The sequence below is a fragment of the Lancefieldella parvula genome (assembly GCF_963547875.1).
GTDB lineage: Bacteria > Actinomycetota > Coriobacteriia > Coriobacteriales > Atopobiaceae > Lancefieldella > Lancefieldella parvula_D.
In genome coordinates, this window is the sequence record NZ_CAUUSI010000005.1 from 46,388 (window position 1) to 60,048 (window position 13,661).

At 46.3% G+C, this 13,661-nt stretch carries 13 protein-coding genes; 5 read left to right on the forward strand and 8 right to left on the reverse strand.

The genetic code is table 11. The features are described from left to right. The first annotated feature begins 252 nt into the window (after nucleotides 1-252). Nucleotides 253-1,188, forward strand: a complete 936-nt coding sequence (locus RWJ96_RS03280) for a 1-phosphofructokinase family hexose kinase (RefSeq protein WP_314018911.1) — start codon at nucleotides 253-255, stop codon at nucleotides 1,186-1,188. A gap of 135 nt (nucleotides 1,189-1,323) precedes the next feature. Beyond that, nucleotides 1,324-2,175, forward strand: coding sequence for a class II fructose-bisphosphate aldolase (locus RWJ96_RS03285; RefSeq protein WP_314018912.1), 852 nt, complete (start codon nucleotides 1,324-1,326; stop codon nucleotides 2,173-2,175). 104 nt (nucleotides 2,176-2,279) lie between these two features. Here the strand turns inward: RWJ96_RS03285 and RWJ96_RS03290 are convergent, their stop codons facing one another. Then, complete coding sequence (locus tag RWJ96_RS03290; protein ID WP_314018913.1) at nucleotides 2,280-3,326, reverse strand: branched-chain amino acid aminotransferase; 1,047 nt, start codon at nucleotides 3,324-3,326, stop codon at nucleotides 2,280-2,282. Nucleotides 3,327-3,462: 136 nt separating this feature from the next. Here RWJ96_RS03290 and RWJ96_RS03295 point away from each other — a divergent pair, with 136 nt between their 5' ends. Beyond that, on the forward strand, nucleotides 3,463-3,822 hold the full coding sequence (locus RWJ96_RS03295; protein WP_035434833.1) for a DUF488 domain-containing protein: 360 nt from the start codon (nucleotides 3,463-3,465) through the stop codon (nucleotides 3,820-3,822). Nucleotides 3,823-3,841: 19 nt separating this feature from the next. On the opposite strand, the gene murI is transcribed toward RWJ96_RS03295, so the two are convergent. After that, nucleotides 3,842-4,651: a glutamate racemase gene (gene murI / locus RWJ96_RS03300; RefSeq protein ID WP_314018915.1), complete on the reverse strand. Its 810-nt coding sequence runs from the start codon at nucleotides 4,649-4,651 to the stop codon at nucleotides 3,842-3,844. Nucleotides 4,652-4,763: 112 nt separating this feature from the next. On the opposite strand from murI, the gene RWJ96_RS03305 reads away from it, so the two are divergent. Further along, complete coding sequence (locus tag RWJ96_RS03305; RefSeq protein ID WP_035427939.1) at nucleotides 4,764-5,192, forward strand: peptidylprolyl isomerase; 429 nt, start codon at nucleotides 4,764-4,766, stop codon at nucleotides 5,190-5,192. A 144-nt stretch (nucleotides 5,193-5,336) separates the two neighbouring features. Here RWJ96_RS03305 and RWJ96_RS03310 read toward each other — a convergent pair whose 3' ends face one another. The 5 genes from RWJ96_RS03310 to RWJ96_RS03330 all read right to left on the reverse strand — a co-directional run bounded on the left by RWJ96_RS03310 (nucleotide 5,337) and on the right by RWJ96_RS03330 (nucleotide 11,463). Next, nucleotides 5,337-6,578, reverse strand: a complete 1,242-nt coding sequence (locus RWJ96_RS03310) for a Tat pathway signal protein (protein WP_314018917.1) — start codon at nucleotides 6,576-6,578, stop codon at nucleotides 5,337-5,339. 156 nt (nucleotides 6,579-6,734) lie between these two features. After that, nucleotides 6,735-7,796, reverse strand: coding sequence for a nucleoid-associated protein (locus tag RWJ96_RS03315; protein ID WP_314018918.1), 1,062 nt, complete (start codon nucleotides 7,794-7,796; stop codon nucleotides 6,735-6,737). 42 nt (nucleotides 7,797-7,838) lie between these two features. After that, nucleotides 7,839-8,402: a PTS glucose transporter subunit IIA gene (locus RWJ96_RS03320; protein WP_035435711.1), complete on the reverse strand. Its 564-nt coding sequence runs from the start codon at nucleotides 8,400-8,402 to the stop codon at nucleotides 7,839-7,841. Between the two features lie 135 nt (nucleotides 8,403-8,537). Beyond that, entirely contained in the window at nucleotides 8,538-10,643 is a 2,106-nt protein-coding gene (locus RWJ96_RS03325) for an ABC transporter permease (protein WP_314018920.1), read from the reverse strand. Then, nucleotides 10,633-11,463: an ABC transporter ATP-binding protein gene (locus RWJ96_RS03330; RefSeq protein ID WP_314018921.1), complete on the reverse strand. Its 831-nt coding sequence runs from the start codon at nucleotides 11,461-11,463 to the stop codon at nucleotides 10,633-10,635. The genes RWJ96_RS03325 and RWJ96_RS03330 overlap by 11 nt, the downstream gene beginning before the upstream one ends. A gap of 152 nt (nucleotides 11,464-11,615) precedes the next feature. Between RWJ96_RS03330 and RWJ96_RS03335 the strand changes: the two genes are divergently transcribed. Then, a complete protein-coding gene (locus RWJ96_RS03335; RefSeq protein ID WP_314018922.1) occupies nucleotides 11,616-12,611 on the forward strand; it encodes a GNAT family N-acetyltransferase in 996 nt (331 codons plus the stop codon). Nucleotides 12,612-12,620: 9 nt separating this feature from the next. Here the strand turns inward: RWJ96_RS03335 and RWJ96_RS03340 are convergent, their stop codons facing one another. After that, nucleotides 12,621-13,661, reverse strand: coding sequence for a sensor histidine kinase (locus RWJ96_RS03340; protein WP_314018923.1), 1,041 nt, complete (start codon nucleotides 13,659-13,661; stop codon nucleotides 12,621-12,623).

A 13,661-nucleotide genomic window follows, 5' to 3' on the forward strand; every position in this document is an offset into this window, starting at 1 on the left:
ACCTTTATACGTAATAAATGTAGTAAACAACCCTAAAATCCTGCTCAAATATGATGAGAAAATAAAATTGGTATTAAGAAATTATGTACTGGTATCTTTTTTTAGAACATCTAAAGAATAGTTTCTTGATGGCGCTTTGGTTAAATTGATTCAACTCAATTTCATTTGCAGTGGCGCTGTTCCATAGTGTTTCTCGCCCCTGCTTTCCTCTGAGCACTTTGTGTGCACTGTCTTTTAGACGAGGTGATATGCGTGATTGTTACCGTAACACTCAATGCATCCATTGATAAAGCGTACTACCTGGACTCTCCTGTTGTAGATGGAACGGTACACAGAGTCTCGGTAGTAGATAACAGCGCGGGCGGCAAGGGTCTTAACGCCTCACGAGCCATTACCACCCTTAACTACCCCGTTTGTGCCACAGGATTTGTAGGAGGCAATAACGGTAGATACCTTGTTGAACTGGCTCATAAAGATGGTATTACTAGTGATTTTATTTATACTGAGCAAGAAACTCGCTCATGCATTAATATCCTGGAGCCAAACGGGCAATCAACTGAATTCTTAGAGCCTGGACAGCCTGTACTTCCTGAAGAATTCCTTGCTTTCAAGGCAAAACTTGTCCAGCTTACCAACGAAGCCGAAGTTGTTACCTTTAATGGCAGTGTTCCCAAGGGCATTTCTGCCGAAAATTACAAAGAACTTATTGAAGAGACCATGGCTGCGGGCGTGTCTTGCATTGTAGACGCATCCGGTGCACTGCTCACCTCCTGTATTGATGCCCTTCCTACCATGATCAAACCAAACACCGATGAAATCGGTCAACTTCTAGGAAGAGAAGTAACTACAGAAGACGAGGTCATAAAGGCAGCTCAGGAGCTGCACAAACGCGGCATTAAAATTGTAGTTGTCTCGCTTGGTGCAAAAGGTGCGCTCATGGTTTCTGATGAAGGAACCTTTAGAGCAAATCCTCCAAAAATTGAAGCTATCAATCCTGTTGGTGCAGGAGATACCCTTGTTGGCTCATTTGCTGTTGCACTTGCTCAGCAAAAACCAACTTCAGAGTGTCTTACCTTTGCGCTTTCATGTGCTACCGCAAGTTGTTTATCTGCAGGTACCGGTCGCTTTGATCAAGATGTTGCAACTAAGATTCAGAAGCAGGTCACAATCAAAAAGATTGCTGAATAATATGCAGCAAGACGGGTTTCTCGCCAAAGGTTACAAAGACAAAACTATTTCTAGAAAACTTACGTAACAGAGTAAGAGAAACGTTACAATTTTTTCAGTCAATCAAAGAGCCCTTTGGGGCGAAAGGAGCAATAGATGTTCGTTACTACTAAGCAGATGCTTCTTGACGCACAGGCTGGCCATTATGCTGTTGGCGCCTTTAACGTTGAGAACCTTGAGTTTGTAATGGCTGTTGTTAAGGCAGCCGAAGAGCGCCGCTCCCCTGTTATTCTTCAGACCACTCCTGGAACCATCAAGTACGCAAGCCTTGATTACTTTGCTGCCATGGTTCGTTGTGCTGCTGAAGAGGCAACTGTTCCTGTTGCTCTTCACCTAGATCACGGTGATGGCTTTGACCGCTGCATCCAGGCAGCTCGTGCCGGTTACACCTCCGTCATGATTGACGGCTCTCACGTTCCATTTGAGGACAACATTGCACTTACCGCATCCGTAACCAAGTTTGCTGGTCCTATCAACCTTCCTGTTGAGGCTGAGCTTGGCAAAGTTGGCGGCAAAGAGGACGACGGCCCAGCTGTTGAGGGCGAGAACCCCTACACTGATCCAGACCAGGCTGAGGAGTTTGTTGCTCGCACTAACTGCACTTCTCTTGCAGTTGGCGTTGGTACCGTTCACGGCGTCTACCACGGCACACCTCACATTGAGCAGGGTGTCCTCAAGGCAATCCGTCAGCGCCTTGATATTCCTCTGGTTCTTCACGGCACCTCGGGCGTTCCAGATGACCAGGTAGCAGAGGCAATTCAGAACGGTATTTGCAAGGTTAACTACGCAACCGAGCTCCGCCAGGTCTTTACCGCAGCCTTCATGAAATACATGTCAGAAAACCCTGGCAACTTTGATCCAAAGAAGCCTTCCGTTCCTGGTATGGAAGCAATCACTCAGATTGTTGCAAGCCACATGGATAACCTGGGTTCTTCCCACAAGGCTTAAGCCATCGCAGGCTCTACATACGTTGCAGATAAAAATTAGGCGAGAAGATCGATTGGTCTTCTCGCCTTTGTGTTAAAAGCAAAGCGTTGTTAAAAACGCAAGCCTTAGCAAATCTTGCAAATCCAGTCTGCCTCTGGAGCCTCAATCTCGCCAGACTGAATGCTGGTCAGCGTGTTGCGGAGCTTAGACATAACTGGTCCAACAGCCTCCATACCAGCGCCAAAGACAATCTCTTTCTGGCCGTCAACAACTTTGCCAACAGGAGAAATAACAGCAGCAGTACCGCACATACCGCACTCAACAAACTGGTCAAGCTCGTCAAAGCGGACAGGACGCTCAATAACCTTCATACCAAGCAGGTCTTTAGCAACGGTTGCCAGAGAGCGACGGGTAATAGAAGGCAAGATGGAATCGGTGTAAGACTGTGGAATAACCAGGGTTCCCTCTTTATCAACAAAGAGGAAGTTTGCGCCACTGGACTCCTCAACATAGGTACGAGAGCCAGAGTCAAGATACATGCTGTCTGCAAAGCCCTGCTCATGTGCCCAGGTGGTTGGGTACAGAGACATGGCGTAGTTCAGACCAGCCTTGATGTTGCCGGTTCCGTGCGGAGCAGCACGGTCATAAGGAGAAACGGTCAGTGCAACAGGAGCAACACCGTTAGAGTAATAAGCTCCAACTGGAGTGACCATAATACGGAACTCATAGGTAGGAGATGGCTTAACACCAACAGTATTTCCGGTACCAATCATAAATGGACGAACATACAGCGTAGCGCCCGTACCAAATGGTGGAACCCATGCTGCGTTTGCAGAAACAACCTCTTTAACAGCAGCGACAAATCTATCCTCAGGAAATGGTGGCATGACAAGGCGAGATGCAGAGTCAACCATACGCTGAGCATTGAGGTTAGGACGGAAGCAGACAATATCGCCAGAAACTGTGGTGTAGGCTTTTAAACCCTCAAAAACTTCCTGGCAATAATGGAAGATGTTTGCGCACTCAGACAGTGTAATGCTGTGATCGGTGGTAAGTCCGCCCTCATCCCAAGCACCGTCTTTGTAGTGGGCAACGTAGCTGTAGTCACACTGCGTATATGCGAAGCCAAGTGCTGTCCAATCGATGTCTTTCTTCTCCACTGAGTTTGCCATGGCTTTCCTTTCTCCGTGGGTTTTAAAGAATGAACTTCATCATAAACATGCGGATATGAATACCTAGTCCTATTAAATAGTTTGTAACCGAATAGATATTTTGCGGTATAACGTACATGAGCTGAAGGGAGCAAAAATGAATATCAAACTTAAGAGAACTTACGACACACCAGAAGCTGACGATGGGTATCGCGTACTGGTAGATAGACTGTGGCCTCGTGGTATCAAAAAAGAGAACCTACACGCTGATGAATGGGCTAAAACCATTGCTCCTACTACTGAGTGCAGAAAAGCATTCAACCACGATCCAGAGCGCTTTGATAGCTTTGTGTCTACCTATACAGCTGAACTTGACAGCAATCCTGACGCAGATGCCTTTGTCGAACAGCTTAAAAAGCTTGATCAATCTACCGTGACACTGCTTTTCTCGGACAAAGACACTACGTACAACAACGCAGTAGTGCTCAAAAAGTGGCTTGAGACTAAGCTTAAGTAATACGCTTACCCAACCACGCTTACATATCTTGCGAGAAGAACTCCTGGTAGAACTCCAATTCTTCAGGAGTATCTATGCTTGATGAGAATAAAATATCAGGCTCTACGGCGCTGGTGTTCTTGTCAGCAGCGGAATCTGCAGAAGCAAGCAAGTTTGCCTGTCCAAGCAAACGCTTAAGCTGATGAGCGGCGCCTGCCCCACCGTCAAAAAATTCTACGTCTCCTAAAACAGAGCTAATTTGCTTCTTGATAAAGGGGTAATGGGTACACCCAAGAACCACGGCATCTACCTGGCCAGCATAATCTCCCAAAAGCTCGGTCAGGCGTTTATGCATCTGTTCTGAATCAGCCTGACCAGATTCAATAAGCTCCACCAGACCTTCTCCTGGAATAGAGATAACCTTTGCAGAAGGATGCAGGCGCGACTCAAGGTTGTGGTACTTCTGCAAAGAGAGCGTTGCTTTTGTAGCCAGAACAACCACTGTTCCATGGGGATATGCAGTTACGGCAGGCTTAAGAGCTGGCTCAACACCCACAATAGGTACATGAGGATAGGTTGCCCTCAGCTCATCTGCAGCAGCAGCTGTAGCAGTATTGCAAGCTATAACCAGCGCTTTAGCACCTTCATCGATAAACTTTTTAGCAATAGCACAAGAGCGCTGGGCAATCTGCGTTTTTGGTTTAGTGCCATAAGGAGCAAATGCAGAATCGCCAAAATAATGAAATTCCTCGTGAGGCATTTGGGCAACAAGGTGTTTAAGCACACTCATGCCACCAACGCCCGAGTCAAATACACCAATAAAATTATGAGGAGCTAAGCGAGCTTCCATTACAAACCTTTCAAACTGAATGTAAAGTATTTTATACCTTTATCATTCAAAGGTTGATTTGCGTCACTCTTGGGTAGAATGCCAAAGATATGTTTTTAACGATTGGAGTTTCATGAGCAACGAAGGTAAAAAGGTAAAGGTCCACTACGTAGGCACTCTTGATGACGGAACTAAGTTTGACTCCTCCCGTGATCGCAACGAGCCACTGGCATTTACCTGCATGGCTGGTCAGATGATCCCTGGTTTTGATGAGGCTGTCAAAGATATGACCGTTGGCCAGATTGTTGACGTCCACATTCCAGCAGCAGAGGCATATGGTGAGCGCCATGAAGAGGCAGTGCAGCCTGTTCCCGTAGCTCAGCTTCCAGGCTCTGAGAATCTTGTTGCAGGTCAGCAGGTTACTCTGGGCACCCCTGAGGGATACCCTGTTATGGCAACCGTTGTCTCTAACGACGGCACCACTATCGTCTTTGACACCAACCATCCAATGGCTGGTAAAGACCTTAACTTCAACATTGAGCTTCTCGAGGTTGAAGAGTAATCCACTCCCCCTTTATAGGGCGAGAAGGGCGTAGGTGCTTCTGGCATCTGCGTCCTTCTTTTTTGCGCCAAATAAACATCAAAAAAGAGCTTGGTTGCATGCAACCAAGCTCTTTTACATAACAAGTTATGAGGGGCCAATACCTTAGCTTAGGACAACGCCGCCAAGCCAGCCCCACCTTGGAGTACTCAAAGCACCAAGCTGAGAAATCCAAGAACTCAAGCTCTGGCTTCTTACAATACCAGAGAGGCAGTGCCTGACCATGCCGCCACCAATGTAGATGCCAACGTGGCCGTAAATCAGAGCTGCAGCAGAACCACCAAGGGTTGGAACAGCAATAATCATGCCAGGCTCAATAGCGCTCTGATCAGTAGAGTAGCACCAGGAATAGTACATATCACAAGCGTTGCCATAGAAGGTGCCAACGCCTGCGTTTGAGAAGACATTGGAAACCCAAGCAGCACAGAAGCCAGCACCGGTAGATCCGGTATAGCCTGCAGCATTAACAACTGCAGCGGCAGAACCGGAACCAGCAGAAGAGGTTCCTCCGCCGCCGCCACCGCCATAGTAGCTACTACCACCACCGCTGTCGCTTGATGCAGCAGCACGTTGAGCAGCAACACGCTCTGCCTCCTGCTGAGCAGCAAGAAGTTCAGAATCACGCTGGGCAATAAGCTCTTTGACATTGTCATCAAGATTTGCAACAACGTTTGCTGCGTCTGCCTGACGAGCAGAAATGTCATTAAGCTGAGACTCCTGAGAAGCACGGAGATTCTCAAGCTCAGCCTTCTTATTCTCTAGCTCGGTCTTCTCGGACTGAAGAGCAGCCTTATCAGACTCAAGAGCGGCCTTCAGGTTCTTAACTTCCTCAATCATCTTCTGATCGGACTCAGAAATCTTGTCGAGGTAGTAAATGTTAGAAGTGAGCTCCTCAAAGCTTGCAGAAGAAAGAATCATCTCCAAAGCACCAGCTGGGCCAGCCTTGTAGTTGCTGGACATACGAGCGCCAAGTGCTTTTCTCTTCTCGGCAATCTGAGCTTCCTTTTCAGAAATCTCTTTCTGCTTAGCATCAATCTGATTCTGCTTATCTGCAATCTGATCAGAAATAGCGCCAATCTGAGAGTTAGTGTCATTGAGGCTTGCCTGCATGTTGGAGACTTCATTAGAAATCTCATCGAGCAGCTTCTGAGCAGCATCGTAATCGCTACGAGCAGCATCAATCTGAGCCTGGGTAACACCAAAAGCAGGGCGGGTGTTGATCAGGGAAGCAGTAACGGCAGCGGCAGCAATACCCATGCCGGCAAAAATCTTAAGAGCATCACGACGGTTGAAAAGAGCAGCGCTCTGCTCCTCAATGGTGGTGCTTTGCTGTTTCTTTAAACTCATAAGGGTCTCCTAGAACGTTTAGTAGTACGGTGTGACCTTTGAGAGACTATTCTACCCGAGATACACGATGATATTCAAAAAGATACGTAATTTACAAACTCCCCAAAACAAATTTCGGAGAATTTTGGCTCTAAATTGTGAGGTCAGAGATAGGATTTAGCGATTTTCAATATGTGCAACATTTTTTATTGAAATGGTAATCCTGCCGTCAGATTCATGAGAAAATTCTAGGTAACCTGGACGTTCTGTTAGGTTGGAAGGGAATGAAATCTCAATTCCTGTATCGGTGCGAATCTTATGATTCTTTGCAATTCTGTTAGCAACACCGCGTTTAACAGGAACTTCTTCAGGGAGCTCTCTACTTGCCACCTGAGCCTCATACTTTTCCTGAATCTCAGGACGCTCCTCAAAGATGCGCTTACCAACCTTGATAGGATCAACTACCTCTTCTACCTCTGCTGCTTCTGCAACAGCAGCCTTAGCACGAGACACCTCAACAGCAGGCTCGAGACCATATTCTTCAGCCAAGTCTTGAACAATAACAGTTACCTCGCCAATAACTTCATGACTGGAAGCCTCTGACGTGCACTCAAGGAAGAGTTCTGGGATGATGAACTTTCCCTCTCCTGCTACAGAGCGGTCATGATCATGGAAATCAATGGCACCAGTATCCAGGTCGATGACTGCATATGAATCAACCTTTTGCGTTGGAGATGGCAGCGTTGCATCTTGGCGCAAAATCTCATTTGCAGAACCGTTTACGTCATGAATAAAGGCCTGCTTACGTGGGAGAAGCACAATGGCAAAAAGACGTCTTCCCTCACCCTCAAATGCCTCAGCCTGAGCGTCCTCATCATCTGCAGCAGCACTGGCAAGTGCCTGACCTGCGTCGGTATCAATGTAGTCTGCTACAAGAAGATCACACTGCTCAACATCATCTGCGCGACGAAGCTCTTCCCAGAACCACTGAGCAATCTGGTGAGAAAACTCTACAAACTCAACGTCTCCGTGAGCATACTCCTGAAGACCACCCGCAAAATTGCTGGTAGGAGCAAACTCTCCGTGCCTGGACTCTGGGTTTGCCGTAATCTTGCGCAGTCTACGCTGAACGTATGACTTTGTCTGACGGTCCTCTAAATCCAAAGTAGATTGAGAGAAGTATTTAGTTCCCGTCTCAAAATCAAAGACGTGAAGAATTGCCTTAGTAACTCTAAGCATGTAAAACCTCGTTTATTGCAGATGCTTTGCTGGCGAGAAACCCTAGTGCTTGACGCACATCAGAGGATCACCAATCTTAACCAGTGGACGACCACCAATCAGTGTTCCGGACTCACCAATAAGATCAATGCGCTCATACTGATCTGCATTAACAACGGTAACAACTACCACGTTCTCATATCCTGCTTCTTCAATAGCAGCGGCATCAAATGAAATCAGTGGAGTACCGGCCTTGACCTCATCGTTAGCGTGAACGTAACGGGTAAAACCCTTACCGTTCATCTCGATGGTGCCAACACCAATGTGAATCAAAATCTCAATACCAGTATCAGTGGTAAGGCCAATTGAGTGATTGGTTACGTTAGTTGCAGTAACGCGAGCATTGCAAGGAGCATAGACGCAATCAAGACCAACAGGCAAAATACCATAGCCCTGGCCAAAGAGACCGCTTGAGATTACCTCATCGTGAACCTCTTGTACGCTTACCAGGACACCAGAAACTGGTGCATAGATAGTGTCTTCCCTGGTAGCAAATGTAGCCTTTTGAGGCTGCTCTGTTCCATTAGAAGGAACAAACACATTTTTAACCTTTGACCAAAGACCCATGATGCCTCCTTGAGTATGTGCTCTGCACAGATACCATCTGACATAACGTTTCCATTTTACCTAAGCGAGAAGGACGAATGCTCCACAGAGGAACATCCGTCCTTCTTTCACGAATTTACAACACGGCGACGCAACTTACTGCATTCTCTTGGCACCTCTAAAGATGATCGAACGTGCAGCAAAAAAGGTAACCAGGAAGTATCCGCCATACAAAGCAGCAACTACTGCAACTACTCCACCAATGCTGCTAGCTACATCAAAGTTGCCAATCGACTTAATGACAGAAACCATAATGGACATCGCACAAGTAGCGTGCGCAGCTGCCATAAGCAGTGGGAACAGGAAGTACACACCAATCTGAACAAAGAGCGCGCGACTTGCAAGGCCCTTCTCGGCACCAAGCTCTGCAAGAACTTGATACGCACGAGCATTGTCAGATGCCTCGGAGAGCTGTTGAAGTGCCAGAATAGCAGCGCACGCAATGAAGAGTACCAAACCAATATACAGTGCCAAATACGTCACAATACCAGAGAGTCCAACAGTAGATTGAATGTACTGAGAAGCAGTGACCACAAACATTAAAGAATATGGGTCGGAATCGTTGCCAGTTAGGCCACCATCGTCAAAGTACTGCTTCATCTGATTTCGGAACTGAGCTTCAGTAGCATCACCTGGAGTTTGGTAGTTACCTAAGATATAAGAGTTGGTCAAAACGGTGCTTGAAGGGAAACTTTGATCAGCAACAACCACAATTCCAGCTGCTGGCATAAGTGCAGGACCGCCTTGTGTCTGCGCAATGTCGAGCGTTCCGCCAACAGCATGAAGCTTGTGGCCCTCAATGGTGAGCTCGGGATTGTTTGCAAGAGAATCCTGCCAGTATTTTGTGAGATTAGTATCTAGCGTCCAAACCATATAGCCGTCAGTACCAAAGTCAACAGGCTCAAGCCCAGATGCAACGCGCAGTTTGTTGTACTGAGAAGCTCGCATCAAAGTTACGTTTTTCTGAGCAGGATCTTCCTGGCCACTATAGCCGGTAAAGTAATCACTAAAGCGCTTGCCTGTTACAGCATCAATAGAGCCATACGTAAAACTAGGCGTTGTTGGATCACTTTGAGCGTAGTACGTATCTACCTGGAAGGCGTTTTTGATAGTTTTGTCCCACTCTGGATCTAGCTTCTGCACTACAGCAAGGTAGTCGTACGAATCTGCTGGACCAGGGGTATAACTGCGCTCTGAGCCTGGAATAATTGATACAGAAACATCGTACGTTTTGAGCTTAGAGAAGCTGGCATTCATAGAGTCAACAAGCGAGAAACCCGTACCAAGTCCACAGACTGCCACAAAGAGCATAGCGCAGACTAAAGAGATGGAAACCCAAGCAGTATTAACGCGGGCATTAAACTGACGCAGGATAAATGAGTGAAGACCCTTGTAGTAGAAGCCCTTCTGCATCTGCATAAATCTGAGCAAAAAACCAGAGATTGAGAAGAAAAAGAGTGCTGTGCCCACAGATACCAAAGCAGTAGCCATGGCAAACTCGTCATCTATCTGTTTTAAACCATTGTGCTGAAGCAGAGTATAGGAATAAGCAATGATTCCAAGAGAGGCCAGGAAGAGCAGCACTGAGACAGTAAGATTCCTTACCTTAACGGTCTGAGTTACTTTGTCTGCGTTAAGAAGGTCAATAAGCTTGTAGCGGGACACCGTGGTGACGTTAAAAATCAGCGCAACCACAAACATAACTACAAAGTAAATAACCGTTTGAATCAGTGCAGTTTGCGAAAACACAAATTTAAATGAATCAAGAGTCGTGTTGAACATGTGGGCCGTTGCAAACATCATAAATTGAGAGATAAAAATACCTGCAACAAGTCCAACTACCAGGGCGAGAAAACCAACAAGCAGTGTCTCAATACTCATAATCTTAGAGACATTTCTCTTGGTCATACCCAGTATCTGGTACATACCAAATTCTTTTTTTCTACGGCGAATCAGAAATTGATTAGCGTAGACAACAAGAAATCCCATAATAACGGCGAGAAAAACGCTTACTCCAGAGATGGTATTACTTAAGAGCTGAACAATGCGTCTCTGGTCTTCAGAAAGATCCAACACCATGGACTGCTGAGTGATTGAATTGAAGGAATAAAACAGTGCAACGCCTACTGCCAATGTCAGAAAGTAAATGCTGAAATCGCGCAGTGATTTCTTGACGTTACCAAGCGCGATTTTACTGTACATCAGCACCCTCTCCTCCCAGGAATGAAACAACGTCCATAATCTGATCAAAGAACTGCTTACGGGGCTTCTCGCCACGAACTATCTCATTAAAGATGCGACCATCTTTAATGAAAATAACGCGATGAGCGTAAGAAGCTGCGTATGAATCATGAGTGACCATGGCAATAGTTGCGCCATTACGATTGAGGTTCTCAAGGCTCTCCAGAAGTGTACGAGCGTTCTTTGAATCCAGAGCGCCAGTAGGCTCATCCGCCAGAACCAACGAAGGGTTGGTAACAATTGCTCGAGCAGCAGCAACGCGCTGACGTTGGCCGCCGGACATCTCGTAAGGGAACTTATCAAGTACCTCGGTAATCTGAAGCAGCTTGGCAACGTTTTCTACGCGCTCCAAAACTTCCTGAGCGCGGACGTGACCAATGGTTAGTGAGAGTGCGATATTCTCGCGAGCGGTAAGGCTATCAAGCAAGTTTGCGTCCTGGAAAATAAAGCCCAGGCGGTCACGCCTAAAGGCAGAAAGCTCTGCGCCGCGCAAGCTGGAAAGCTCCTGGTCATCAATAAAGATGTGGCCCGCAGATGCCTGGTCAATGGTAGAAATGCAGTTCAAAAGCGTGGTTTTACCAGAGCCAGAAGGTCCCATGATGGCAATGAACTCACCACGAGCAACAGAAAGATTAATGCCGTCCAGCGCCTTAGTGATATTTCCACGAGTTCCATAATACTTCTCGAGGTTTTGGCAAACCAAAACGGTGTGTGGGGTAAGTGCTGAAGATTGTCCAGCCACAACAGTTGGCTGAGTTGGAGCTGTTTGAGTAGCTGCCATGTTGCGTCCTTTCATTGGGAGCGAGTAAATCTTGAGATATATACTCCCTCACTACCGTTTACCTTGCCATCGATTGACCTTACGGAAACCTTACGCTTTTCTCACTTTGATGTGTCAAAATATCACTATCAAGCATACGGGAGGGGCATGCTATGCAGTTGGTAATTAAAAGATTTGGGCAGCTTACCGCTAAAGAGTTATATCAAATTCTTTCTCTAAGAGCAGAAACGTTTATTGTTGATCAGCAGATTATGTACAACGATCTTGATAACGTTGATCAAGTTTCTACCCATATCTTTTATCAGGATACTGACTCGGTTGCTGCATATTTGCGCATCATTGATGCAGGACAGTCCTACAACTCCCCTCTTATTGGTCGTGTATGCGTCAGTAACAAAGGTGCTGGCATTGGCTCAAAGCTACTGCACGATACCCTTGATTACCTGGCGCAAGAAAGCGATGCCTCCAAGGTGTTAGTTGAGTCACAACTTAAAGCTCAGCCTTTCTATGAGCGTGCTGGGTTTACGCAGGCATCTTCTAAGGTGCTTGATCACTTTGGCGTCCTCCACCATTTGCTCTCCCTTGACCTTGATGCATATCGTCAGGCGAGAAATGCGGTCAGCATTGATGATGCTACTGTGTCTATTCGACCTCTTGAAGCAACCGATTTGCGCTCGCTGCAGAAGCTTAGCGTAGAGACATTTGTAGATACCTTTATTGACTCAAATACAGCAGATGACTTAGCAAGTTGCATGGACTCGCTCTACAACACAGAAAAGCTTGCCCGTGAGTTTGCTGCTAAACACTCATATTTCTATTTTGTTGAGGTAGAAGACCAGGTAGCTGGCTACCTGAAGCTCAATACACGTTATGAGCAAACCGAGGGGCAGCGCGATGACTCACTTGAAATTGAGCGCCTCTATATTCTTCCGCACTACAAAGGCCTGCACCTTGGATCAAAGCTCATGAAATTTGCCCTTGATTTAGCAAAAGAGAAGGGAAAGAAGCGCGTGTGGCTGGGTGTTTGGGAACACAATGAGCCTGCTAAGGCATTTTATTCACATTGGGGATTCACGCGCTTTAGTCAGCATACCTTCCCAGTAGGAAGCGATCCTCAAACGGATGAATTGTGGGAGCTCACTCTGTAAGCTATGCTTTTATCGCAAGTCAGTGAAGGACTGATTAAACGTAATAGAAAAAGTTGAACCTTTACCAATGGTACTGCTCACAGCCAGCTTAAGGCCCATCTTATTACAGAGTTCATAGCAGAGATAGAGACCCATACCGGTAGATTTTGCGTACTTGCGACCATTTTGACCGGTAAAACCCTTATCAAAAATTCGAGAAAGATCCTCTTCAGGAATACCAATGCCATTATCCTTAATGAAGAGAGTGGTTGAAGTAGTTCCCTCACGTGGCTCTGAGACAGAGGCAGAAATCCAAACGTTCTTCTCGCCAGGTGCAAGCTCTGGATTTGAATACTTTGCAGCGTTAATGAGGAGCTGTCGCAAAATAAATTCAAGCCATTTTGGGTCAGCCTTGACCACGTGGGCCAAGTCATCAAAATGCGGAGAAACACCAGCGTCAATGAAGACGCGTGCGTTGTTTTTAAGAGCATCTTTTACGATGGACTGCAAATTGACGTCTCGAATAGAAAAATCTCGATCTACAGATGCGCTGCGTGCATAAAAGAGCGCTTGCTCTACCAGAGTTTCAATCTTGGTAAGTTGCGTTTGCACGTCATCCATAGGTAGCGATGGATTATTCTGAGCAACCAAATGAGCTGCAGCGATGGGAGTCTTAATCTCATGCACCCACATCTCAATGTACTCGCGATATTCCTTTGATCGCATATGCTCATCGGCAAGCTGATCCATCATAGACTTGGACATGCTTGAAAGTGCGTCTTTAAAAAGATGTTCTTCCAGCGTTGAAGGCGTATCCAGCATGGTAGGAACCAGATAGCTCTCTTTATCAGTTGCTGCTAAATTCTCAGCAAGCTGCTGGTAAAACCAACGACGATGAAAATAATCGGCTAATAGTGCAGCTGTTCCCACTACCCATAAAACCAGAATACAGTAGGCAATAGCAAACACGTTAAGTCCAACACCTTTAAGCATAAAGCCAATCAACGTGCTGCTAGCTATAAGCGCAAGAAAGAAAATAGTTCGATTTTTGAGATACTTGAGAAACGACAT

Bases quoted from the DNA above. Each gene is read 5' to 3' on its own strand.
- RWJ96_RS03285 (WP_314018912.1), top strand. From the start codon at position 1,324: ATGTTCGTTACTACTAAGCAGATGCTTCTTGACGCACAGGCTGGCCAT.
- RWJ96_RS03290 (WP_314018913.1), bottom strand. From the start codon at position 3,326: ATGGCAAACTCAGTGGAGAAGAAAGACATCGATTGGACAGCACTTGGC.
- RWJ96_RS03295 (WP_035434833.1), top strand. From the start codon at position 3,463: ATGAATATCAAACTTAAGAGAACTTACGACACACCAGAAGCTGACGAT.
- murI (WP_314018915.1), bottom strand. From the start codon at position 4,651: ATGGAAGCTCGCTTAGCTCCTCATAATTTTATTGGTGTATTTGACTCG.
- RWJ96_RS03305 (WP_035427939.1), top strand. From the start codon at position 4,764: ATGAGCAACGAAGGTAAAAAGGTAAAGGTCCACTACGTAGGCACTCTT.
- RWJ96_RS03310 (WP_314018917.1), bottom strand. From the start codon at position 6,578: ATGAGTTTAAAGAAACAGCAAAGCACCACCATTGAGGAGCAGAGCGCT.
- RWJ96_RS03315 (WP_314018918.1), bottom strand. From the start codon at position 7,796: ATGCTTAGAGTTACTAAGGCAATTCTTCACGTCTTTGATTTTGAGACG.
- RWJ96_RS03320 (WP_035435711.1), bottom strand. From the start codon at position 8,402: ATGGGTCTTTGGTCAAAGGTTAAAAATGTGTTTGTTCCTTCTAATGGA.
- RWJ96_RS03325 (WP_314018920.1), bottom strand. From the start codon at position 10,643: ATGTACAGTAAAATCGCGCTTGGTAACGTCAAGAAATCACTGCGCGAT.
- RWJ96_RS03330 (WP_314018921.1), bottom strand. From the start codon at position 11,463: ATGGCAGCTACTCAAACAGCTCCAACTCAGCCAACTGTTGTGGCTGGA.
- RWJ96_RS03335 (WP_314018922.1), top strand. From the start codon at position 11,616: ATGCAGTTGGTAATTAAAAGATTTGGGCAGCTTACCGCTAAAGAGTTA.
- RWJ96_RS03340 (WP_314018923.1), bottom strand. From the start codon at position 13,661: ATGTCGTTTCTCAAGTATCTCAAAAATCGAACTATTTTCTTTCTTGCG.